Below are 21178 nucleotides of genomic sequence, written 5' to 3'. Positions count from 1 at the left end.
TTCAGCACCTACTTTCGGAGTCGATCGTTCCCACGGCGGTCACCGTGAGCTCGTACGCGTGGCCAGCGGTGTCGTCGTACTTCGTGCGCTGAGCGCTGTCCCACTGAATCCAGGTCGCCGGCTCAAGGACCGCCAGCACGTCCAGCAGCGCCTCATCCAGGACGGCGTCTGCCTTGTCCTGGTCCTCGACGCCCACCAGGACGGCGACCTTCAGCTGGAACGTCAGAGCGGTCATCTTCAGCCTGGTCACCCGCTGTACGGAGTCCTGCCACACAGCGACCGTGGGCACCGAGATCGGCTGACCGAACACGTTCGACCCACCGACCCGGTACTTCGGCTTGCCCGCACTCCGCGGCAGCTCGTCCTCGAAGAGCGCGATCAGCCCGAGCCTCGGGTTCTCTGGGGCGCTCATCCGAACACCGGCACGGGGTTGCGCGGGCGGAGCAGGCTCTTCACGGCCCGATCGAGTGGGTAGACGGTCACGGTCATCCCGTCCGCTCCGATGAGCTCGTCCCCGGTCCCGGCGATCGTCGCCCGGTAAAGGGCGCGGGCCTGCATCGCCTGCGCCAGCAGGTAGTTCTCCGGTACGTCTTCACCGTCAGCCACGGCTGGCGCGAACGCCTCGCACTGGATCCGGGCGGAGGTGAGCAGGTTCGCCAGGTGCGCCTGGTCCGCCTCGTCCGAGAACTCGAACGGGGCGTTCGGCCAGTACTCGGCCACCCACTCTTCGGCAGTCAGCCAACCTCGAGGCTCAGCCATCCTGCTCACCTCCCCCTCAGATCAGGACTGGATGGACCCATCGACCAGCGCGAGACCGCCGGGCTCGTCGATCTGCACCAGGCCGTAGCCGTGCAGGGCGGGGTCGATCCCGCCCTTCGCGATGTCCAGGCCCTCGACACGGATCGGGGAACCGGGCAGTTCGCGGAACGTCGCCGCCGCACGCGTCCCGACGAGGACCTGACCGTCCTGCAGGACCGGGTTCTCGTCCTGGTCGTACGGCGTGGGCAGCACCTTGAACCCGCCCACCGCGCCCTCCGAGAGGGACGACAGCGACTGCGTGAGCAGCTCGAGCGTGTGGTCCTTCGGGGTGAGCGCGTACTCGCGCCAGTCCGACTCGGACAGGAACGCGAACGTCGGGACGCCCTTGCGGTTGACCGCGAGGGCAGCGTCGACGAGCTTGATCAGCACGTCCGGGCCGTCGTACCCGATCGGCGCGAGGCCGGTCGTGACGGGCGTCGCGGCCTCGACCAGCTTCTCGAGCGCGTACGCGTCGGACTCGATGGCGTAGGACTCGCGCATGGCCGTGAAGTACGCCTCCCAGAACTCGGGGTTCGGGAAGTCCTTCATCTCGCGGGCGATGTCGTGCGCGCCGGCGAACGGCTGGGCAGAGAACGTCTCCGGCTCCGCGTCGACCTCGTTCGACGGGACGGCCGTCTTGTTGCCGCCCCACCGCTCCATGCGCGGCTTCGCGGTCCAGTTCCAGCCCTTGACGTGGAAGGCCGTGAGGTCCTTCGATCCGAGCTGCGGGACGACGACCCGCTGATGCTGCACGCCGGACCAGAACTGGCCGACCCAGTCCGGGACGATGATCTTGTCACCGAGCGAACCCTCGCCAGAGAACGTGATGTCCTCGAGCGCAGCGAACAGGGTGTCCGCCCGGCCCGCCTCGCGGATCTGGTCAAGACCCGTCCGGTCACCGTTGCGGTGGTACATCGCCAGAGCGGCGAACAGGTGGCCCGGCGTGATCGCCGGGGCAGTCTTGCGTCGAGCCGCGAAGCCACCCGCAGGTGCCTGCGCGTTGAGGTTCTCAGGCACGGGGGCCTCCGTCTTCTCCGGCTCGTCGGCCGGCTCATCCGAGACGGGAGTCGTCTCGGTCGTGTAGGTGCTGGTCGTGACGCGCTGGTACTGCACGCCATCGACCGTGATCACCTCCCGCGTCACCGACTCGGAGTCAGAGTCGGCCGGGATCTCGGGAGGGAGCGCGTCGCCGGTGGGCTCGGCGTCGTCGCCTGCGTCCTCGGCAAGCAGGGTCGCGGACGGGAACGCGCCGCGGTCCACGAACGCCGCACCGAACACGCGGCCCTTGATGGCCTTGCCATCACGGATCACGACACCGGTCGCCTCCACGGACAGCGCCTTCGTCTTGCCGTCGTCGATGTCGTTGAGGAGCTGGTCGCCCTCGGGCGTCGCGGCGATCTTGAACGACGCGAACAGACCTGCCTCGGTGTCGTTCGTCGTGAGCACGCGTCCGACGGGGTCCTCGCGCTTGTGCGCCAGGTTCGCGGTCAGGACCAGCGGGTCCGATGGGACCTCGAACACTCCCCGGTCCACGGAGAAGCGACCGAGGTTCGTCCTTCCGACCTCGCCGTACGGGAGCAGGAGTCCGGAGACGACACGGTCTTCACGGTTGGCCGTCAGCGTCCCGGCCTCGATCGTCACGTTCGTCATCAGGTCACTCCCAGTACCGGTTGTAGGTGTAGGTCACCTCGACGAGCTCGTGCGCGGTGGAGCGGGCGAGCCCTGACACCGTGATCTCGTCGGGCGTGATGTGAATGCTCGAGACCGCATCCGAATGAACGCCGAGCAGGCTGCAGATCTGGTCGACCGGGTCCATGTACTCCGGCGGGTCTGCGGCGTTGTCGAAGAGCGGCACACCCGTGAGCGTCCGCACCGGCCGAAAGAAGCCGTCTGGGATCGCGGAGGTAGCCGCTCGGCGTCTGAAGCGCATGTCACTAGTCCTTCGATGCGGGGCCCTGGGCGGGCTGGTTCGGGGTGGACAGGTACGCGAGGTCGAACGCGATCCGCGTGCCCGATTCGCACACGTCGTCCATCGACAGGCGCGCCTCGATCGGCGTCGCCCAGAACGAGAGGCTGTAGTCGACGAGTTCGTTCCGTCGGCCCTCCTGCGTCGAGTACGTCAGCGACGCAGTGGCCGTGGAACCGTCGAGTAGCGCCCCTGGCAAGGCGAGGAAGTTCGCGGCGTCGAGACGCTCGGCGTTGCGGCCCTCGACGAACATGTCCGTGGCCTTGTCACCGTGGACCTTCACCTCGACGCTCGCCGGGGTGACCGCGGTGCCGCCACGGCGACGGACCGCCTCCCACTGGGACAGCGCCTGGTCGATCTCAGGGGCGTTCAGGTCAGCGTTCGGGTCCGTCATGTGCAGCTCTACCGCCGGGACCGGCGTCTCGACGCGCTGCGAGTACGCCCGGGTCGTGTTCCGCGCCGCGCGGATCATGTCCCGGCCGATCTCGAGCAACCCGTCCTGCGGGCCCTCGAAGAAGATCACCTCGTCGGCGCGTGCCTTGACCCCGTCCACGAGGATGTTCAGGTCCTTGTCGAGCGACCACCACTGCGGGGGCACGCGCAACGCGTCCGTGATCCGCCCGTCCGCGTCGCGTTCCACGGTCCACAGGCACATCCCGTTGAAGATCAGGTCGTCCAGCGTCCAGAGCATCCGCGACTGCGGGGACACTCCGGTGTCAGTCCGGTACAGCCACGCGTCCGCGTCGACCTGCTCCGCGCCGCGGAACTTCGCCATCGGCTGACGCGACAGCGTCCCGCAGATCAGGGCACGGCCCTTCGCGATCGACGGCACCCGCATCGCCTCGAGCCGCGTGATCGCGTCCGTCTCGACGTCACCGAACAGGTCGCTCAGAACGATCCGCGACAGGTGGGTGTTGTCGGTCCACGGCATCTGCAGCCCGACGTTGGGGTAGGCGAGCTCACCGCCGGTGCGCCCAACACCGGCGGCGAGCTTCAGCCTCGACCACAACCCCACGCCCGAAGGATGCGGGGTCCCCTGCCACACACAGCAGAACGTCGTCGAGCGGGACGGGTACACCCGGTTCGGGGCCAGTGATCCACGGCCCGCCGTCGCCGAAGATGACGACCATCAGACGCCCGCGGTGCGGATCTGCACCGGCTGCGGAGCAGGCGTCTGGTCGAAGTGCCACAGCCCGATCGACGCCGCGACCGCTGGCGAGATCTCGCTCATGCCCGGGCGTCGCCCGAACGCACGACCATCACGCCCCGCGGGCCGCCACCCGACCGACTCGATCGCCGCATTCAAGTCCGGCTGGTTGGCGTGACGCACCCGGCCCTCGCGGATCTCCGTCGCGAACAGCTGCGCCGCTCCACCGACATGCAGCCACCGCAGCGGCGCGACGGTGACGCCCGGACGCTGCCGCCGAATCTCCGCGGCGATCGTCACGTTCCCGCCGATCTCGTCGAACACGACAGGCACCTTCAGGGCGCGTGCCGCCTGGTGGGCGAACTTCGCCGCCCACGACACCCCCGGCTTGAACGCCAGCACCTCGAAGCACGCCTTGCCGTCGTCGTCACGCCACACCTCGACGACCGCGCAGCACGTCTGATCCTTCGGCGCGTCGAACGCGATCACCGACCGCCTCGGCCGCGCCAGGAAGTCGTCCTGCCCGCCAGCTCGCCACGCGTCAACATCAAGGGCGCCCGTCGACGCATCCGTCGGCCACAGACACAGGTACTCGCGGGCGAACGACACCAGGTCCATCGCGGCACGCCGCTTCTCCAGCGTCCGCATCGGAGTCAGCACCGTGCCATCCGGCTTCCTCGACGACGGGCCGGGATGCACTCGGCGCCACACCCTCCGGTCCTCCGGGTCCTCGTCATCTCGGATGCAGTAGTCCAGGATCCCCAGATCGGGGTCTGCGCCCGCACGCCCCTGCTCGAGCAGCGACCAGAACATGCCAGTCCGCGACCGGCCCGGCGTACCCGACACGATCAGCTGCGCCAGCGGTCCACGGGTGTCCATCAGCGGACGCACGGCGTCGAGGAAATCCTGCCCCTTGTCGCCCTCGTGCTCCCCCGCCTCGTCGACGAGGATGTCGTCCGCCGCAGCCGACCGCACCGCCCCCGGCTCAGGAGGCACGACCCAGATCCGCGACCCGTTCGGGAAGTCGATCCGCTCCCGCCCACCGTTGCGGTACACCACCGCGAGCGACGGGTCGTCCGACCGCTCCTGCGAGTACCGGGCATGCCCCGTCGCCACCAGCAGCTGCGCATGCTCGAGCAGGATCCGAGACGCCACGTTCCCCGACTGCGCCGTCACCACGCACCGGTAACCGTCCCTCGTCACCGCACGGCCAACGATCACCGCCCACACCGACGTCGTCTTCGTCGACCGCCGCGGCATCTCGATCACGCACGTGTCGAACCGAGCCCCACCACCACGCCGCGCCTCAAGAAGCCGCGCAACCCGAACGCCCTGATCAAACAGCGGCAGCCCCAGCATCGCCGCGCCCCGGTTCGCCACCGAGATGTCCGTGTCCTTCGGGACCTTGCTCGCGTACGTCGGCCGCGCCACGCGTCACCTCTTTCTGACACCAGCCCCGCATCTGTCACCTACACGCACAAGCGGAGGGGTCAGCAGAGCGTGGGTTGTCCTGCCCTCTCAAAGATGCGGACCGGGTGCCACGGCCGGAGCAGTCACCAGCGGGGGCGGATCTTCTGTTCCCGTGAGGTGGGCCAATTCGGTGCCTCGTGCCGTGCGTTCGTGATGGCGGATCCTCGGAGGCCGCCTGCTCGGGTGTTGCAGGGCGGGCATTCGGCGGCGAGGTTGTGGGGGTTGTCGGTGCCCCCGTCCATGCGGTCGGTGAGGTGGCCGGCGTGCCAGGTGTCTTCGTCGAGGTCGAGGTCTCGTCCGCAGCGCCAGCAGTGTTGGAATCGTCCGCGTGCGCGGATGGTGCGGCGGGCGTTGCGGGACTTCGAGCCGGACCACGTGCGGGTCATGCTCGGGCGGCGACGCGGGCCCGGTGCGCTGCGTTGTAGTGCCTGGCGCACATGCCTTGAGTGAAGGCGGAGCGGTCGCAGCCGGGGTCGCTGCATCGGGGCGCGTCAGGGTTGTTGCGGCGCAGGGCCTGGTAGTGCGTTAGGCAGAGGTCGCGTGCCTTGACGGGGCGGTCGCAGCCGTCGTGGGTGCACGTGGCCCCCGTACCCCATCGCGAACGCCAGTGCTCGTAGTGCTTGGAGCAGAAGCCGCGGCATCTTGGGTTCGCGATCTGGTTGCAGCTCGTGTCGGCGCATAGCCGTGTATCTCGAGTGTGGGAGGGCGAGTGCGCGAGGGCCTCTTCGAGGCGCTCTTTGCGCAGGAGAAACGTCAGTGGGTCTCCGGGGTACGGGACGTGGTGGCCGGGGGCGTCAGGCCAGCGCTCTCGCGTGTACCCGTCGTCGATCAGCGTGTCTGCGTAGAGGGGGATCCACGCGTCTTCGTAGTCCTCCGTGAGCGCCTCGAGGGATACTCGGCTGGACTCGGCGTGGCGGCGCACAGCTTCCCATGGGGCGTGCGCTACGTCTTTCCTGCCGTAGACATCCGAGCGCTGCTGATGTACCGCGTGGCGGAGACGGGCGTTGAGGTGTCCGTACCAGAGCCTCCGGTGGTCAAGCGAGTCCGCCCGGTCCTCGTGCTTGATCGCGAGGCTGACGGCCTTGTCCCAGAGGTACGACTCGCGGTCGTCGTCTAGGTACGAGTCGCCCGTCGGTGGGGTGGTCCGGGCGATCCGGGAGATGATCGATCTGACCTCGGGGTCGTCGAGAAGTTCTCGCCAGTTGTGCTCTGCCACGTCAGATCCACCCCTGCACGCGGCGGTCGAGCTCTAGGAGCAGCGCCTCGATCTCGTCATCGGGTGACGGTTCGGGTGTGCGGTCGGTGTGGAGGTTGATCCACCGCCGGCGGGCACGTGCGCGGGATCGCTCGGACGGCCCGCACTCGCCCTCGCGGTCGTGGGGTGGGACTGCTGCGGCGTGCATGGCGTCATGGTCAGCGAGGGCCTGTCAGACGCGAGCCGGGGCGGTGCCCCCCTTCTCGAAAGGCACCGCCCCGGTCGGGACTTCACACCAACCACGCACATCCCGGAGCGAGTCGGGATGGTCACCCAGCGAGGCTGGTGGGTGTTCCGGCCACCACGTCCCGTACCCCGGAGCACCTTCTGTGAAGCACGGGCATCGTCGCAGTGAGGGTGTCACGCTTCGGTGCCGATCCCGGTCCGACCGTCAGGGCCACCCCAGACGGTCCCGATCGCGAGGTGCTGAGGCAGGTCCTTCTCGCCGAAGGGCCCGCCCATAGCTTCGACCTGGACGTCGAACAGCGCCCTCCGGACATCGCCCGGCGCCAACTTGTAGACCTTCCCGGAGGTGGTCCTGATCAGGAAGCGCGTGCACTCCAGTGCAGCATCGGGGTGCATCCCCTCGAGGCCGACGGTCCAGCTCATGATCTGCGCCTCCCGCGCCTCGTCGTCCACGGCGCGGGGCACGAAGCCGGCGCCCTCGAGGAGCATCAGGATCACGAGAACCTCGTCCCGGTTCACGCTTGCGCCCCCGTGATGGCGCGGACGCGGTCGAGCGTCGCCGATCGTTCGACGCTCAGCTTCCGAGCGAACGATGACGGGCGTACCGGCCGGTCTGCAGCGAACTCGGCACCGCGAATGAGCCAGGTCGTGAAGGCGCTGTTCCAGTTCGCGGCGGTCCTTGCTTGCGCCTCGGCATGCAGGCGGAACTTCGTTGCCTCGACGGCCACGTCAAGGCCGGTCGAGGCTGCCCTTGCGCGGTGCTCGGGCGTTGGCTCCCACTGCTCAGGGAGACGACTGCGCCGGAGTGAGCGCTCTCTCTCGGTCTCGTTGGTCTCGTTGGTCTCGTTCCTTACTTGTGGGGCACCCGCTCCCTGGGGGGGTGTGCACCCATGCACCGGGGGGGTGGGCACCGGTGCCCCGGGGGTGCGCACAGGTGCGCCATGCACGGTGAACGAGTTCTCGGCTTGCCCCCGGGGCCCTGGGTTCTCGTGGATCTCGAGCCAGCCTGCGTCGCGAAGCTCGTAGGCCGCGCGGCGGGCGGTGTCGCGAGAGACACCCATCCACCCGGCGAGAGTCGTCCAGCTCACCGGCTCGTAGCCGGAGACCTCGTCGAGCATGGCGAAGACGACCTTCGCGTGGCTCGAGAGCGCTGGGTCGCGGAGCAGTTCCTTGCTGATGCGGCCGAACTTGGCGATGGTGGAGCGGACGTTGGAGGCCATGGGCTTGGCCTTTCGGGTCAGGTCGGGGTGTGGGTATGGGTCTGGCCTCGATTGCGGTGACTCCATCGAGGCTCAGCGGTAACGCCGCCACCCGGCCCGCACTCAACGCCTGCGGTCGGCTCCACCAGTAACGCCGGTGTCCTCGGCCCCCGTCACCGGGGTAGCACCACCGTAGGAGGGCCCCTGTCACCAAGGAGCCCTCCCACGGTGCATCAGGCCGCCACGGCGCCCTGCCACGTCCTCAGGAGACCTCCGTGACGGGCGCGCCTGCGGGACAGCGCGTACCCGACGTGGCGGATCGCACCGCGGTTGTGAGCCCGCTGGAACGCTGCCCCGAGCTCACCCGGGCGCACCTGGCCCGGGTCGAGCCCGTACATCGGGTCCCAGGCGTCGTCGGCGGTGAACGCTGCTCCCGTCGCGGCGAGGTGCTCGATGATCCGGTCCAGTACCGCGTCCTGCCACGCGTCAGGCTCCGGGAGAGTCCTCACGACGCCAGCCCCTCGGCGGCGCGCTCCAACTCGCGAGCACACCACCGCGCCTGGTCTCCGGTCAGTTCGTACGTGCGGCCGTCGATCGCGATGTGCACACCAGCGGGCGCGGCGTGTACCCGGAGGGTTGCCGCTGCACGAGGCGGTGCGGTGAAGGTCGGGCGCAGTGTCGGCGGGCGGCCCGGGTCGCTGTTCGGGACGTCCATCAGGCCACCCACCGCGTCCCGGACTCGACGCTCAGGAAGCCACCAGGCATCAGCGCTACCGCGTGGGCGACGAGCTCGGACGCGAGGCACAACGCATCGACGGGCGACAGGTCCACGCTGATCGACTCCTCGCACTCCCGGTGCTCCAGTGCGAGGGTGATCCGGGCGTCCTTGTGCGACGGCATCGTCCCGTCGCTGATCGCGTACCCGGTCAGGCTCATTTCACCGAACGCCTGCTGGTAGTTCAGCTCCGACGCGGGGCTGTGGTGGATGACGTCACCATCAAGGACGTCGCAGTGCTCGACCTTGCACCACTTCTCGTGGTGGACCGTGTCGGTGCCCTGTGCGATGCTCTGCATGTCGAACTCCTTCGTGGGGGTGCTGACCACGTCCTCGGCCGGCTGCAACCGGTGCGAGGACTTCTCTGTAGCGGCGGTCGCGGTTGTCACGCCGCGCCGCCGGTTGCGGTGGCTGCGAGCTCCTGCTCGATCCAGCGGTTCAGGTCGTCCTCGAAGATGCGGAGCCGACCCGCGACGAGGCCGAACTTCGGCCCGCGGTTCTGCTGCCGCATCCACCGGTACTGCGCCTTACTGATGCCCGTGCGCTCGCTCGCCTCGTCGAGCGTGAGCAACTTCCGTGTCATCTCTCTCCCCATCTTGCGCGGGGCGCTTGGCGTATCCAAGCGCCTCAGGTGAGGCTGAACGTAACGCGACGAATCTTCCTTGTCAAGCGTCTCGGGTGAGGCTACGTTGTGACTCATGGCGCATAGCGACGGCTCTCATCGGTTCGCTCGGGAAGTGGGCGAGCGTGTTCGCGATCTTCGGCGCGCCCGCGGGTGGTCGCAGTCCGACCTGGCGGACGCGCTGACACGCCTCGGGTTCCCGATGCACCAGACAACCCTCGCCAAACTCGAGCGAGCCCAGCGACCCACGCCGCTAGAGGACCTGTACGCCTTGAGCCAAGTATTTGGCGTGCCGGTGGTGGGTCTCCTGGCGAAGGCCGATCTCACGGATCGCCCGGCGCTGGAAGAGAGGCTTCGGGACCTTGTCGAGGAGCGCTCCTTCTTTGCCGGGCGCAGCGACGAACTCGAGCGCGAGCGACTTGCGATGTTGAGTGCGCTAGCAGAGATAGACGCGAAGATCGACGCACTGCGCCTGGAAATCGGCGGCGGCGATGGCCAGCATCAAGAAGCGCCCTGACGGCGCCTGGCGCGCCCGCTATCGCGACGCCGCGGGCAAAGAACACGCGAGGCACTTCGCCCGCAAGACAGACGCCCAGCGGTGGCTAGACGAGGTCACGGCGAGCGTCGTCACGGGCACGTACGTGGACCCGAAGACCGCGAAGACGACCGTGGAACAGTGGTGCGCGACATGGCTCGAGGGCTATGCGACCCGGCGCCCGTCGACCGTGCGACAGGCGAGGGTGCACGTAGCGAAGATCGTCGATGCGTTCGGGGCGATGCCGCTGCAGGCCGTACGCCCCTCGCACGTGAAGGCCTGGACCGCGAAGCTCAAGGCCGACGGGGCGGCGGACTCCTACGTCTACGCGCTGCATGGGCGGCTCTCGCAGATCCTTGCGGACGCGGTGCACGACGGTGTGCTGCCGCGGAACCCGTGCTCGCGCCGGACGTCACCGGGGGCGGGTCGTCAGCGCCCGTACGTGGCGACGGGAGAGCAGGTCTGGGCCCTGCACGACTCGATGCCGGAGCACCTGCGCGACGCAGTCCTCCTCGGCGCGTTCGTCGGCCTGCGCACGGCCGAGACCTGCGGCCTGCGGGTCACCGACGTCGACCTCATGCGCGGCGTCGTGTCGCCCGCGGTGCAGTGGCCGGCAGAGCCGCTCAAGACCGAGACGTCGCGAACGCCGGTGCCGATCCCGCACGAGCTCTCGCTCTTACTCGCGGACGGCGCGAACGAACGCACGTGGATGGTCGAGCAGCCCACGGGGGAGCAGGTTCCCCCTTGGCAGATCGACCGCGCGGTCCGGGCGGTGCGTGAGGCGGTGGGACTGCCGGATGGGTTCCGGTTCCACGACCTGCGTCACCACTACGCCAGCCTCCTGATCGAGGCGGGCCTCTCGGTGAAGGTCGTGCAGGAGCGACTCCGCCACGCGTCCGCGAAGACGACGCTCGACACGTACTCGCACCTGTTCCCGGGCACGGAAGAGGCCACGCGCTCGGCGATCGGAGCAGCGATCACGGAGCGCGTGGCCTCGGTCCAGGCGACGTCTTGCGGACTGTCTGCGGACTAGGCCCCCGCTCGGGCAGCGTCAGTGCAGGTCAGGCCGTCGGGGCCGATCAGACGTCGTAGTAGAGCTCGAACTCGTGCGGGTGCGGACGCAGCCGGATCGGGTCGACCTCTGCCGAGCGCTTGTAGTCGATCCACGTCTGGATCAGGTCCGGCGTGAACACGTTGCCGGCCGTGAGCCAGTCGTGGTCCGCCTCGAGGTTGTCGAGCACCTCGGACAGCGAGCCCGGGACCTGCTGGATGAGGGCGTGCTCCTCGGGGGGCAGCTCGTACAGGTCCTTGTCGACCGGCTCCGGCGGCTCGATGCGGTTCTGGATGCCGTCGAGGCCGGCCATGAGCATGGCCGCGAACGCGAGGTACGGGTTCGACGACGGGTCCGGCACGCGGAACTCGATGCGCTTGGCCTTCGGGTTCGAGCCGGTGACCGGGATGCGGATGCACGCGGAGCGGTTGCGGGCCGAGTAGACCAGGTTGACCGGGGCCTCGAAGCCGGGGACCAGGCGGTGGTAGGAGTTCACCGTCGGGTTCGTGAACGCGAGCAGCGCGGGGGCGTGCTTGAGCAGACCGCCGATGTACCAGCGCGCGAGGTCGGACAGGCCGCCGTAGCCCTTCTCGTCGAAGAACAGCGGCTCGCCGTCCTTCCACAGCGACTGGTGCACGTGCATGCCCGAGCCGTTGTCGCCGAACAGGGGCTTCGGCATGAACGTCGCGGTGCGGCCGTTGGCGTGCGCGACGTTCTTCACGACGTACTTGAACAGCTGCACCTTGTCCGCGGACTTGGCGAGCGTGTCGAAGCGGTAGTTGATCTCCGCCTGGCCGGCGGTGCCGACCTCGTGGTGGGCGCGCTCGACCTGCAGGCCGAGCTCGTCGAGCTGCAGCGAGATCTGGTCGCGCAGGTCCGCGAAGTGGTCGACCGGGGGGACCGGGAAGTAGCCACCCTTGTAGGGCGTCTTGTGGCCGAGGTTGCCACCCTCCTCGACGCGGCCCGTGTTCCAGGCGGCCTCGATGGAGTCGATGTAGTAGTACGACGCGTTCTGCTTCGTCTCGAAGCGGATGTCGTCGAAGATGTAGAACTCGGCCTCGGGGGCGAAGAACGCCGTGTCCGCGATGCCGGTCGACTTCAGGTACGCCTCGGCCTTCGCGGCGACCTGGCGCGGGTCGCGGCTGTAGGGCTCGTCGGTGTACGGGTCGACGATGTGGAAGTTGATGTTCAGCGTCTTCTCGGCACGGAACGGGTCGACGTAGGCCGTCGAGACGTCGGGCACGAGCTTCATGTCCGACTCGTGGATCGCCTGGAAGCCACGGATCGAGGAGCCGTCGAACATCTGGCCGTCGGTGAAGAAGTCCGCGTCCAGCGACTGGGCCGGGACGTTGAAGTGCTGCATGACGCCGGGCAGGTCGCAGAACCGCACGTCGACGAACTTGACGTCCTCGCTCTTGATGAACGCCAGGACTTCCTCTGGCTTGCTGAACATCCGCTGCTCCTCGGTTGGTGGTGCCCCCATCGGGCTGTGCCGAAACTAGGCCGGGGGGATTTCTCGGGTGTGTGTCCTTTGTTACCGCGAGGTTACGGGGACCGCCCTCGTGTAACGATCGTGCGAATCGGCCGGCTTGACCCGCCTTGCGCCCGCAGCTCGGCCCCACGTGCGCGGACGGGGCGGACGCACCCGCGCACGTAGGCTGAGGCGGTGACGACGAGGCAGAACGTGGGGTCGTGGCTCGAGGGCGGGCCGTCGGGCGAGGGCGACCATGGCGCCGGGCTCGGACTGGCGCCGAGCGGACCGGGGTCGGCCGCGCCGCTCGGCCGCCGCGCGCTCGCCCTGGTGCTCGACTGGACCCTGTCGCTGCTCCTCGCGTCGGCGTTCTTCTCGTCGTCCGAGGGGCCGTTCTTGGAGCGTGCGGACCCGATGGTGACGCTCGCGGTGTTCGCCGTCGAGAGCCTGCTCCTCGTCGGCACGCTCGGGTTCACGGTGGGGCACCGGGTGCTCGGGCTGCGCGTGCGCCGCGCGGGCGCGACCCCCGACGGCCCGCTGCCCGACGACGGCCGCGCGCCCGGTCTCGGCCGTGCGGCGGTGCGCACCGTGCTGCTGTGCCTCGTGATCCCCGCGGTCGTGTGGGACTCCGACGGTCGCGGGCTGCACGACCGCTCCGCGGGCACCGCGATCGTCCGCCGCTGAGCCGGCGGCACCACGACCGTACGACGAAGGGCCCCGCCGCAGGACGGGGCCCTTCGTCGTGGGTGCGAGCACGGCGCGGGACGTCAGCGGCCGCGCATCCCTTTGCGGTCCGGGCGCATGCGCATGGGGTCGATGCCCTTCGGGACGGGCAGGCGGGCACCGCCGAGCGCCTGCAGGCGCTTGGTGACCTCGGCGACCTCGGGCTTGGTGAGGCGCGGCTTGAGCTTGCGCACCGCGGCGGGCAGCTTGCGCAGCGGCACCTGGCCCTCGCCGCGGCCGGCGACGATGACCGTGACGGGGACGGTGGGCAGCACGCGGGTCGTGCGCTTGCGCTCCGACTCGAGCAGACGCGCGACGTTGCCCGTGCCCTCGCCGACGAGCACGACGCCCGGCCGGCCGACACCGCGGAACACCATGTCCTGCGAGCGGGGGTCGATCGCGACGGGCTCCTCGACGAACGTCCAGCCGCGGCGCAGCGTGCGCAGCGCCGCGAGCGCGGCACCCGGCTGTCCCTCGATGCGGGAGTACGCGGCGGCCTCGGCGCGGCGCGCGAGCAGGAACATCGCGACGAGCAGCGCGAACGGCAGCGACATCAGCACGAAGTAGATGACCGCGTCGAGCAGGACGCCGACGATCACGCCGATCCCGACGACGACGACGAACGCCCCGACGACGACCCAGGTGACGGCGGGATCGGTCTCCCGCGTCATCTTGTACGCCTCCCACAGCTGGTGGTACCAGCGCAACTTCTTGGTCTTGGGCGCGTTCGAGGAGGCGGACTTGTCTCGGGCCATGGTCGCGAGTCTACCGAGCCGCGGGACCCGTCCCGCGCGCGTCAGCGGGCGAGCAGGCTGGACGCCTCCTGGCGGGCCGTCGTCGGCTCGCCGAGGTGCGCGAGGGCCTCGGGGATGGGCAGCCCGCGGCGGCGCATCGCCTGTCCCCACAGCCGCCCGGCGCGGTACGACGAGCGCACCAGCGGACCCGACATCACGCCCAGGAAGCCGAGGTCCTCCGCGACCTGGGACAGCGCGACGAACTCCTCGGGCCGGACCCAGCGCTCCACGGGGTGGTGCCGCACCGACGGGCGCAGGTACTGCGTGATCGTGATGAGGTCGCAGCCGGCCTCGTGCAGCGCGCCGAGCGCGTCGACGACCTCGTCGTACGTCTCGCCCATGCCGAGGATGAGGTTGGACTTGGTGACGAGCCCGGCCTCGCGCGCCCGCGTGATCACGGACAGCGAGCGCTCGTAGCGGAACGCGGGACGGATCTGCTTGAAGATCCGCGGCACGGTCTCGAGGTTGTGCGCGAGCACCTCGGGGCGCGAGTCGTTCACCTCGTCGAGCAGCTCGGGGATCGCGTTGAAGTCCGGGATGAGCAGCTCGACGCCCGTGCCGGGGTTGAGCGCGTGGATCTGCCGGACGGTCTCGGCGTACAGCCACGCACCGCCGTCGGGCAGGTCGTCGCGGGCGACGCCCGTGACGGTCGAGTACTTCAGCCCCATCGCCTGCACGGACTCCGCGACGCGTCGCGGCTCGTCGGCGTCGAAGTCCGCGGGCTTGCCCGTGTCGATCTGGCAGAAGTCACAGCGCCGCGTGCACTGGTCGCCGCCGATGAGGAACGTGGCCTCGCGGTCCTCCCAGCACTCGAAGATGTTGGGACAGCCCGCCTCCTCGCACACCGTGTGCAGGCCCTCGCGCCGCACGAGGCCCTTGAGCTCGGAGTACTCCGGGCCCATGGTCGCGCGCGTGCGGATCCACTCGGGCTTCTTCTCGATGGGCGTGGCGGCGTTGCGGGCCTCGACGCGCAGCATCCGGCGCCCTTCGGGTGCGATCGTCACGCGAGCCACACTAGCCGCCGCGGCCGCACCTGCACCCGCGCGCCCCGGGAGGCGGGCGTCACACTCGTCGGGACCCAGGTCCCGTGCCCTCGCGCCGCGCGCCGGAGAGGCTGGACGTGGCGGCAAGGAGGCCCCGAGGGAGGGAGACCCACATGCGAGTCCTGGTGACGGTCGCGTCCCGGCACGGCGCGACCAAGGAGATGGGCGACGTGGTCGCCGAGGTGCTCCGCGAGGCGGGGCACGTCGTGGACGTCGTCGAGCCCGACGACGTCGACCGGGTCATGCCGTACGACGCGGTCGTGCTGGGCTCGGCGGTCTACGTCGGCCGGCTCTCGGCCTCGCTGCGCGACCTCGTGGTGCGTCAGGGCGCGCACCTGCGGCTGCGTCCGGTGTGGCTCTTCTGGTCGGGTCCCGTGGGCGCGAACCCGGCGACGAGCGAGCCCGACGACGTGCAGGCGATGGTCGAGGCGACCGGTGCGCGCGAGGCACGCTGCTTCGTCGGCGCGCTCGACAAGGCGTCGCTGTCGTTGTCGGAGCGGGCGCTCGTCGCGCTCGTGCGGGCGCAGGACGGCGACTACCGCGACCTCGACGCGGTGCGCGCGTGGGCCGTGGGCGTGGCTGCGGAGCTGCAGACCGCGGCCTGACGCCCGGGGTCGGTCCTGGCGGTGGGCGCCCTCAGGCCGGCGACGGTCCCGGTGCCGTGAGCGCGGGCTCGTCGTCGGGCGTGCCCGCTGCCACCACGCCCGCGAGCGCGTCCCGCAGGTGGCGCTGCACCGGGGCGAGGACGTCGGCGATCGACACCCGCCGGCCGCACTCGACGCTCAGCGACGTCACGTCGGCGTCGGGGATCCCGCACGGCACGATGCGGTCGAACGCGTGCAGGTCCGGCTCGCAGTTCAGCGCGAACCCGTGCATCGTCACGCCGCGCGAGACGCGCACGCCGATCTGCGCGACCTTGCGCTGCAGACCCCCCGGTCGCGCCTCGAACCACACGCCGCTGCGTCCCTCGACGCGCACGGCGGCCAGCCCCAGGTCGGCGCACGTCCGGATGAGCGCCTCCTCGAGCGCGCGGACGTACCGCACGACGTCCACCGGCTCGCGCAGCCGCACGATCGGGTAGCCGACGAGCTGGCCCGGGCCGTGCCACGTGATGCGACCGCCCCGGTCGACGTCGACGACCGGCGTGCCGTCGACCGGCCGGTCCCAGCGCGCCGTGCGTCGGCCGGCGGTGTAGACGTCCTCGTGCTCGCACAACAGCACGGTGTCCTCGCGCACACCGTCGGCGACCTCCGCGTGCACCTGGCGCTGCAGGTCCCACGTCGGCAGGTAGGGGACGAGCCGGTCGCCCAGGTCGAGCTCCTCGAACCGCATGCCCTCACCCTAGGCGCTGCCCGCGCGCCTAGGGTGAGGCGCATGGGGACGCTACGGGTCGCTCTGGTCGGGTACGGCGGTGCGGGACGCGGGATCCACGCACGTCTCGTGCGCGCCGCGGGGCAACGGGTCGTGGCGGTCGTCACGCGCAGCCGGGCGGCGCAGGTCGAGGCGGACTGGCCGGGCGCGCGTGTGCTGGCGGACGTCGGGTCGCTGCTGGCGGACCTGTCCGACGTCGACCTCGTCGTGGTGGCGAGCCCGACCGGCGACCACGTCGCGCACGTCCGGGCGGCGCTCGACGCGGGCGTGCACGTGCTCGCCGACAAGCCCCTCGCGACGACCGCGCGGGACGCGGCGGACCTCGTCGCGCGCGGCGGGGACCGGCTGACGGTGTTCCAGAACCGCCGGTGGGACCCCGAGCAGCTCGCGCTGCGCGGGCTGCTCGCGCGGGGGGAGCTCGGCGACGTGCACCGGTTCGAGCGGCGCTGGGAGAGGTTCCGGCCGCAGCCGCAGGACCGCTGGAAGGAGAACGACGTCGAGGCCGGCGGGTTGCTGCTCGACCTCGGCACGCACCTCGTGGACTCCGCGGTGCAGCTGTTCGGGGCGGTGCGCGAGGTCTACGCCGAGCTCGCGGCGCGCAGCACGCCGGCGGTCGACGACGTCTTCCTCGCCCTGCGTCACCGGTCCGGCGTGCTCAGCCACCTGCAGGCGGGCGGGCTGGTCGGTGCGCCCGGCCCGCGCACGCGCGTGCTCGGCTCGGCCGGCGCGTACCTCGTGACGAGCTTCGAGGGCGAGCCGACGCCGTTCGGTGCCCTGGACGACGCGTACGAGGAGGGCCGGCGGCCGGGGGAGCCCGTGCACGAGGGCTGGTTCGTCCAGGGCGCGCAGCGCACCGCCGTGCCCGCCCCGACCGGCGGGCACCACGAGATCTACCCCGCTCTCGCGGCGTGGGTCCGGGGAGACGCACCCGCCCCCGTCGACCCCGCGGACACCGTCGAGACGGCCCGCGTGCTCGACGCCGCGCTCGTCTCCGCGCAGACCCGCACGGTGGTCCCGGTGGTCTGACGGCGGCTGACGGTGGCCTCACGGGGCTCCCTGTGGATGACGCCCGACGGCGTCCGCCCAGATCGGGTTGCATGCGGTCCATGGACGCACGGGTGGACCCAGCGGTGGACCGGGCGCTCGCCGCGGCGGGCTTCCGCGCGGCGGCGCGCGACGCGCACGGCTCGTGGCGTGCGGTCGCGCTCGACGGCTCGGACCGGACGGTCGACCTGCACGTGCTCCCGCAGGACGCGACGACGGGTGCGCGCGCCCGTGCGTTGCAGTCCGTCCGGCACGAGCACCTGGCGCGCGTGCTCGAGGTCGTCCCGCTCGACGACGCTCGGCTGGGCGTGTTCGCCGAGCACGTCGACGGCATCCCGCTCGACCGGCTGTGCGCCGCGCGTGACGCGCTCTCGCCCGGCGAGGCGGCGACCGTCGCGATCCCCGTCGCGCAGGCGCTCGAGGCGCTGCACGAGGCCGGGGTGCAGCACGGGGCGCTGAGCGCGGGGGCCGTCGTCGTCGGACGCGACGGTCGGCCGGTGCTCGCGGGGCTCGGCGCGGCGCTCCACCACGTGCCACGGGCGCACGACGAGTCCGCCGAGGACGTGCGGGCGCTCCTGACCGCGGTGCTCACGTACCTGGCACCCGACGACGGACCGTCCGGACCGGGCGAGGGGCTGCGCGGCGCGCTCGAGGAGCTGTGGCGCGAGGACGCGCCCGCCGCGGGTCGGGTCGTCGACCGCTGCTTCCGGGTCGCCGTACCGTGCGCGGTGCGCCTGCCGCCCGCGCCGGACCGCGAGGTGCCCCGCCGGGGCGTACCGGGCGGCGACGAGGCCCGCGCCGCCACGCGCAGCATCGCCGCGCTGCGCGAGGCGGGCCGCGGCGGCACCGGAGCGCACCGCGTGCGGCCCGCCTCGCGCGCCCGGGCGGTGCGGCCCCTGCTCGTCGGCGCGCTCGCCCTCGGGCTGGCCGCCGTCGGGACCTGCGCCGTGCTGGTCGCCCCGTGGCGCGGGACGACGGACGGCGGATCGGCCGTGGCCTCGGTGCCCTCGTCAGCCGCGCCGCGGGCGACGGGGACGCCGGTCGGGGCGGTGTCGCAGCGCCTCGCTCCCGACGACGCCGCGGTGGCGCTCACGCAGCGGCGTGCCGCGCTGCTCGAAGCCGGCGAGCGGGCGGCGCTCGCGCAGGTCGAGGTCGCAGGCTCGCCCGCGCACGACGCCGACGTGCGGATGCTCGCCGGCCTCGGTGACGACCGGGTGGCGGGGCTCGAGGTCACGGTCACGCGCGTCGAGGCCCTCGACGACGGAGCCGGCGACGAGGCGCGGGTGCGCCTCACGAGCACGACCAGCGCGTACGAGCGCGTCTCGCCGGACGGGACACGCCGCCCCGGCGGACCGGCCACGACGTCCACGGTCGTGCTGGTCCTGCGGTGGACCGAGCAGGGGTGGCGCGTCTGGGACGTCGCCGCGGGGGAGTGAGGCTCAGGCGCTCCCGGCGGTCCACCGTGCCGCGGTCTCGAGGTCGGCGTGCTCCGGGACGAACCCGCTTGCGTCGAGGACGGCCGGGACCGCCCGCACCGAGCCGAGCACCTCGGACGCGAAGTCGCGCAGCGCGAGCCGCAGCGCGAACGCCGGCACCGGCACGACCGCGGGTCGGCCGAGCGCCCCGGCGAGCGCGGCCACCACGTCCGCGTTGCGGTCGGCGCGGGTGACGAGGTTGACCGGCCCCGCGACGTCCGCGGTCAGCAGGTGCTCGATCGCGCGGACCTCGTCGTGCAGCGTGATCCACGGCCAGAACTGGCGTCCGGACCCCAGGCGCCCGCCCAGCCCGGCGCGCAGCACGGGCCACAGCGGGCGCAGCGCGCCGCCGCCACGGCCCAGCACGACGCCCGTGCGCAGCAGCACGACCCGCGCGCCGGCCTCCCGCGCGGGCGCGGTCGCCTCCTCCCACTGCCGGACCACCTCGGCGAAGAACGTCGTGCCGAGCGGCTCCCGCTCGTCCAGCTCGGTCTCCCCGCGGTCGCCGTACGCGCCGATACCGGAGGCCTGCAGGAGCGCCGGGCGAGGCCCGTCGAGACCGGCGATCGTGCGCGCCAGCAGCCCGGCGGTGTCGACCCGCGACGCGACGACGTCCCGCTTCCGGGCCGCCGTGAGCGGCCGCGTGCCGGGGTTGGTGCCGGCAAGGTCGACCACGGCGTCGACCCCGGCGAGCGCGGCGGGATCGAGCCGACCGCGCGCGGGGTCCCAGGACACCTCGGCCGGGCCGCTCGCCGGCCGGCGCACGAGCACCCGGACGTCGTGGCCGGCGTCCCGCAGCCGCGCGAGCAGAGCGGTGCCGATGAAGCCGTGCGAGCCCGCGACCAGGATCTCCATGCTCGCCACCCTAGGCAGCGCGCGGCACCTGCGCCCGCCCGTTCGGCATCCGGGGTCGTCCGGGTACGCCGGAGGCCCGGCCCCTCGCAGGGACCGGGCCTCCGGACGGGGTCACAGACCGAGCTCGGCCTCGAACGCGCCCTCCTCGAGACGGGCCTTGACCGCAGCGAGGTAGCGCGACGCGTCGGCTCCGTCGACCAGGCGGTGGTCGTAGGACAGGCACAGGTAGCACATGGAGCGCACCGTGATGACGTCCTCGCCCTCCGGGCCCTTGACCACGGCCGGGCGCTTGACGATCGCACCCGTGCCGAGGATCGCGGACGTCCCGACCGGGACGATCGGGGTGTCGATGATCGCGCCACCCGAGCCGGTGTTCGTGACGGTGAACGTCGCGCCCGACAGCTCGTCCGGCGAGACCTTGTTGCCGCGCGTGCGGGTCGCGAGGTCCGCGATCTTGCGCGACAGGCCCGCGAGGTTGAGGTCGCCCGCGTCGCGGATGACGGGCACGACGAGGCCGCGCTCGGTGTCGACGGCGATGCCGACGTTCTCCTGGCCGTGGTACGTGATCTGGTTGCCCTCGAGGACCCCGTTGATCTTCGGGAACGCCTTGAGGCCCTCGATCGCGGCGAGCACGAAGAACGGCAGGAACGTGAGGTTGGTGCCCTCGCGCGCCTTGAAGTCCTCCTTCGCGGCGGCCCGCAGACGGGCGATCTTGGTCACGTCGACCTCGACCACCGTCGTGAGCTGGGCCTGCGTGTGCAGCGCCTCGACCATGCGCTCGGCGATGATCTGACGCAGGCGGCTGGCCTTCTCGGTGGTGCCGCGCAGGGGCGAGACGGCAGGGACCTTGGGCGCGGCCGGGGCCGCTGCGGGCGCGGCGGGTGCCGCAGGAGCGGCCGCTGCCGCCTTCGCCGCCTCGGCCTTCGCCGCGGCCTCGAGGACGTCCTCCTTGCGGATCCGACCGCCCACGCCCGTGCCCGTCAGGGTCGAGACGTCGACGCCCTTGTCCGCCGCCAGCTTGCGCACGAGCGGGGTGAGGTAGCCGCCGGCGGCTGCGGGTGCGGCCGCAGCGGCGGGTGCCGGGGCGGCGGGCGCCGCAGCGGCCGGCGCCTGGGCCGGAGCAGCCGGAGCGGAGGCGGCGGGTGCCGGGGCCGCGGGTGCCGGGGCGGCCGGAGCCTGCGCCGCGGGCTCGGGCGTGGCCGGCACGGGGGCCGGCTGCGCGGGCGCGGCGGGGGCCTCGGCCGGTGCGGCCGCGGCGCCGGACCCGACCCGAGCGAGCACGGCACCGACCTCGACCGTCTCGTCCTCCTGGACGAGGATCTCGACGAGCGTGCCCGCCACGGGCGACGGGATCTCGGTGTCGACCTTGTCGGTCGAGATCTCGAGCAGCGGCTCGTC

25 protein-coding genes and 1 pseudogene are annotated in these 21178 nt (G+C 71.6%); 7 read left to right on the top strand and 19 right to left on the bottom strand.

All coding sequences use genetic code 11. From position 1 onward, the window contains the following. Position 1: 1 nt before the first annotated feature. The 13 genes from CUD01_RS09415 to CUD01_RS16545 all read right to left on the bottom strand — a co-directional run bounded on the left by CUD01_RS09415 (position 2) and on the right by CUD01_RS16545 (position 9379). Positions 2–412: a hypothetical protein gene (locus CUD01_RS09415; protein ID WP_141320556.1), complete on the bottom strand. Its 411-nt coding sequence runs from the start codon at positions 410–412 to the stop codon at positions 2–4. Beyond that, a complete protein-coding gene (locus tag CUD01_RS09410; protein ID WP_141320554.1) occupies positions 409–720 on the bottom strand; it encodes a head-tail connector protein in 312 nt (103 codons plus the stop codon). The genes CUD01_RS09415 and CUD01_RS09410 overlap by 4 nt, the downstream gene beginning before the upstream one ends. Before the next feature lie 60 nt (positions 721–780). Continuing rightward, the gene (locus tag CUD01_RS09405) at positions 781–2448 is read right to left on the bottom strand and encodes a hypothetical protein (protein WP_141320552.1); all 1668 of its coding nucleotides are present in this window, start codon (positions 2446–2448) and stop codon (positions 781–783) included. Positions 2449–2452: 4 nt separating this feature from the next. Beyond that, the gene (locus CUD01_RS09400; protein WP_141320550.1) at positions 2453–2653 is read right to left on the bottom strand and encodes a hypothetical protein; all 201 of its coding nucleotides are present in this window, start codon (positions 2651–2653) and stop codon (positions 2453–2455) included. 79 nt (positions 2654–2732) lie between these two features. Next, entirely contained in the window at positions 2733–3779 is a 1047-nt protein-coding gene (locus CUD01_RS09395; RefSeq protein ID WP_141320548.1) for a phage portal protein, read from the bottom strand. 114 nt (positions 3780–3893) lie between these two features. Next, positions 3894–5291, bottom strand: a complete 1398-nt coding sequence (locus tag CUD01_RS09390; protein WP_141320546.1) for a terminase large subunit domain-containing protein — start codon at positions 5289–5291, stop codon at positions 3894–3896. Positions 5292–5464: 173 nt separating this feature from the next. Then, the gene (locus tag CUD01_RS17385; protein WP_166771992.1) at positions 5465–5767 is read right to left on the bottom strand and encodes an HNH endonuclease; all 303 of its coding nucleotides are present in this window, start codon (positions 5765–5767) and stop codon (positions 5465–5467) included. After that, positions 5764–6597 carry a hypothetical protein gene (locus tag CUD01_RS16550; RefSeq protein WP_166771993.1) on the bottom strand — a complete coding sequence of 278 codons (834 nt, stop codon included), beginning with the start codon at positions 6595–6597 and terminating at the stop codon, positions 5764–5766. The genes CUD01_RS17385 and CUD01_RS16550 overlap by 4 nt, the downstream gene beginning before the upstream one ends. 399 nt (positions 6598–6996) lie before the next feature. Beyond that, the gene (locus CUD01_RS09375; RefSeq protein ID WP_141320540.1) at positions 6997–7320 is read right to left on the bottom strand and encodes a hypothetical protein; all 324 of its coding nucleotides are present in this window, start codon (positions 7318–7320) and stop codon (positions 6997–6999) included. Between the two features lie 17 nt (positions 7321–7337). Continuing rightward, positions 7338–8042, bottom strand: a complete 705-nt coding sequence (locus CUD01_RS09370) for a helix-turn-helix domain-containing protein (RefSeq protein ID WP_141320538.1) — start codon at positions 8040–8042, stop codon at positions 7338–7340. Between the two features lie 212 nt (positions 8043–8254). Continuing rightward, positions 8255–8530, bottom strand: a complete 276-nt coding sequence (locus CUD01_RS09365; protein ID WP_141320536.1) for a hypothetical protein — start codon at positions 8528–8530, stop codon at positions 8255–8257. 205 nt (positions 8531–8735) lie between these two features. Next, positions 8736–9095: a DUF6907 domain-containing protein gene (locus tag CUD01_RS09360; RefSeq protein WP_141320534.1), complete on the bottom strand. Its 360-nt coding sequence runs from the start codon at positions 9093–9095 to the stop codon at positions 8736–8738. 86 nt (positions 9096–9181) lie between these two features. Beyond that, positions 9182–9379 carry a helix-turn-helix transcriptional regulator gene (locus CUD01_RS16545; RefSeq protein WP_166771994.1) on the bottom strand — a complete coding sequence of 66 codons (198 nt, stop codon included), beginning with the start codon at positions 9377–9379 and terminating at the stop codon, positions 9182–9184. Positions 9380–9494: 115 nt separating this feature from the next. On the opposite strand from CUD01_RS16545, the gene CUD01_RS09350 reads away from it, so the two are divergent. From CUD01_RS09350 to CUD01_RS09345, 3 genes and pseudogenes are all read left to right on the top strand, one after another. Then, positions 9495–9935 carry a helix-turn-helix domain-containing protein gene (locus tag CUD01_RS09350; RefSeq protein ID WP_141320530.1) on the top strand — a complete coding sequence of 147 codons (441 nt, stop codon included), beginning with the start codon at positions 9495–9497 and terminating at the stop codon, positions 9933–9935. Beyond that, positions 9910–9981 (top strand): annotated as a pseudogene (locus tag CUD01_RS17465) (hypothetical protein); the annotation flags it as partial. The gene CUD01_RS09350 and the pseudogene CUD01_RS17465, both read left to right, overlap by 26 nt. 177 nt (positions 9982–10158) lie before the next feature. Next, positions 10159–10986, top strand: a complete 828-nt coding sequence (locus CUD01_RS09345) for a site-specific integrase (RefSeq protein ID WP_481753023.1) — start codon at positions 10159–10161, stop codon at positions 10984–10986. A gap of 46 nt (positions 10987–11032) precedes the next feature. On the opposite strand, the gene glnA is transcribed toward CUD01_RS09345, so the two are convergent. Next, complete coding sequence (gene glnA, locus CUD01_RS09340) at positions 11033–12457, bottom strand: type I glutamate--ammonia ligase (protein ID WP_141320525.1); 1425 nt, start codon at positions 12455–12457, stop codon at positions 11033–11035. A 213-nt stretch (positions 12458–12670) separates the two neighbouring features. Between glnA and CUD01_RS09335 the strand changes: the two genes are divergently transcribed. Next, a complete protein-coding gene (locus tag CUD01_RS09335; RefSeq protein ID WP_141320523.1) occupies positions 12671–13159 on the top strand; it encodes an RDD family protein in 489 nt (162 codons plus the stop codon). Between the two features lie 83 nt (positions 13160–13242). Here the strand turns inward: CUD01_RS09335 and CUD01_RS09330 are convergent, their stop codons facing one another. Both CUD01_RS09330 and lipA read right to left on the bottom strand, forming a co-directional pair. After that, positions 13243–13953, bottom strand: coding sequence for a DUF4191 domain-containing protein (locus tag CUD01_RS09330; protein WP_141320521.1), 711 nt, complete (start codon positions 13951–13953; stop codon positions 13243–13245). 41 nt (positions 13954–13994) lie between these two features. After that, entirely contained in the window at positions 13995–14996 is a 1002-nt protein-coding gene (gene lipA / locus CUD01_RS09325) for a lipoyl synthase (RefSeq protein WP_094180259.1), read from the bottom strand. 152 nt (positions 14997–15148) lie between these two features. Between lipA and CUD01_RS09320 the strand changes: the two genes are divergently transcribed. Continuing rightward, positions 15149–15640, top strand: a complete 492-nt coding sequence (locus CUD01_RS09320) for a flavodoxin domain-containing protein (protein WP_141320519.1) — start codon at positions 15149–15151, stop codon at positions 15638–15640. A 31-nt stretch (positions 15641–15671) separates the two neighbouring features. Here the strand turns inward: CUD01_RS09320 and lipB are convergent, their stop codons facing one another. Then, positions 15672–16367 carry a lipoyl(octanoyl) transferase LipB gene (gene lipB / locus CUD01_RS09315; RefSeq protein WP_094180257.1) on the bottom strand — a complete coding sequence of 232 codons (696 nt, stop codon included), beginning with the start codon at positions 16365–16367 and terminating at the stop codon, positions 15672–15674. Positions 16368–16409: 42 nt separating this feature from the next. On the opposite strand from lipB, the gene CUD01_RS09310 reads away from it, so the two are divergent. Beyond that, positions 16410–17432 (top strand): Gfo/Idh/MocA family protein, encoded by a 1023-nt coding sequence (locus CUD01_RS09310; RefSeq protein WP_141320517.1) that lies wholly within the window; start codon positions 16410–16412, stop codon positions 17430–17432. 80 nt (positions 17433–17512) lie between these two features. Continuing rightward, positions 17513–18886, top strand: coding sequence for a protein kinase family protein (locus CUD01_RS09305; RefSeq protein ID WP_141320515.1), 1374 nt, complete (start codon positions 17513–17515; stop codon positions 18884–18886). A gap of 3 nt (positions 18887–18889) precedes the next feature. Here the strand turns inward: CUD01_RS09305 and CUD01_RS09300 are convergent, their stop codons facing one another. Both CUD01_RS09300 and sucB read right to left on the bottom strand, forming a co-directional pair. After that, on the bottom strand, positions 18890–19780 hold the full coding sequence (locus tag CUD01_RS09300; protein WP_141320513.1) for a TIGR01777 family oxidoreductase: 891 nt from the start codon (positions 19778–19780) through the stop codon (positions 18890–18892). A gap of 111 nt (positions 19781–19891) precedes the next feature. Then, a partial coding sequence (gene sucB, locus CUD01_RS09295; RefSeq protein ID WP_141320512.1) for a 2-oxoglutarate dehydrogenase, E2 component, dihydrolipoamide succinyltransferase occupies positions 19892–21178 on the bottom strand: 1287 nt, incomplete at its 5' end.

Origin of the sequence: Cellulomonas uda, from assembly GCF_006538705.1 — a bacterium.
GTDB classification, from domain to species: Bacteria; Actinomycetota; Actinomycetes; order Actinomycetales; family Cellulomonadaceae; genus Cellulomonas; species Cellulomonas uda.
This window is presented reverse-complemented; position numbering and strand designations above follow the sequence as displayed.

Excerpts from the sequence above, each read along its gene's own strand:
- CUD01_RS09415 (WP_141320556.1), bottom strand. The coding sequence starts at position 412 with ATGAGCGCCCCAGAGAACCCGAGGCTCGGGCTGATCGCGCTCTTCGAG.
- CUD01_RS09405 (WP_141320552.1), bottom strand. The coding sequence starts at position 2,448 with ATGACGAACGTGACGATCGAGGCCGGGACGCTGACGGCCAACCGTGAA.
- CUD01_RS17385 (WP_166771992.1), bottom strand. The coding sequence starts at position 5,767 with ATGACCCGCACGTGGTCCGGCTCGAAGTCCCGCAACGCCCGCCGCACC.
- CUD01_RS09370 (WP_141320538.1), bottom strand. The coding sequence starts at position 8,042 with ATGGCCTCCAACGTCCGCTCCACCATCGCCAAGTTCGGCCGCATCAGC.
- CUD01_RS09360 (WP_141320534.1), bottom strand. The coding sequence starts at position 9,095 with ATGCAGAGCATCGCACAGGGCACCGACACGGTCCACCACGAGAAGTGG.
- CUD01_RS16545 (WP_166771994.1), bottom strand. The coding sequence starts at position 9,379 with ATGACACGGAAGTTGCTCACGCTCGACGAGGCGAGCGAGCGCACGGGC.
- CUD01_RS09350 (WP_141320530.1), top strand. The coding sequence starts at position 9,495 with ATGGCGCATAGCGACGGCTCTCATCGGTTCGCTCGGGAAGTGGGCGAG.
- glnA (WP_141320525.1), bottom strand. The coding sequence starts at position 12,457 with ATGTTCAGCAAGCCAGAGGAAGTCCTGGCGTTCATCAAGAGCGAGGAC.
- CUD01_RS09330 (WP_141320521.1), bottom strand. The coding sequence starts at position 13,953 with ATGGCCCGAGACAAGTCCGCCTCCTCGAACGCGCCCAAGACCAAGAAG.
- CUD01_RS09320 (WP_141320519.1), top strand. The coding sequence starts at position 15,149 with ATGCGAGTCCTGGTGACGGTCGCGTCCCGGCACGGCGCGACCAAGGAG.
- lipB (WP_094180257.1), bottom strand. The coding sequence starts at position 16,367 with ATGCGGTTCGAGGAGCTCGACCTGGGCGACCGGCTCGTCCCCTACCTG.
- CUD01_RS09310 (WP_141320517.1), top strand. The coding sequence starts at position 16,410 with ATGGGGACGCTACGGGTCGCTCTGGTCGGGTACGGCGGTGCGGGACGC.
- CUD01_RS09305 (WP_141320515.1), top strand. The coding sequence starts at position 17,513 with ATGGACGCACGGGTGGACCCAGCGGTGGACCGGGCGCTCGCCGCGGCG.
- CUD01_RS09300 (WP_141320513.1), bottom strand. The coding sequence starts at position 19,780 with ATGGAGATCCTGGTCGCGGGCTCGCACGGCTTCATCGGCACCGCTCTG.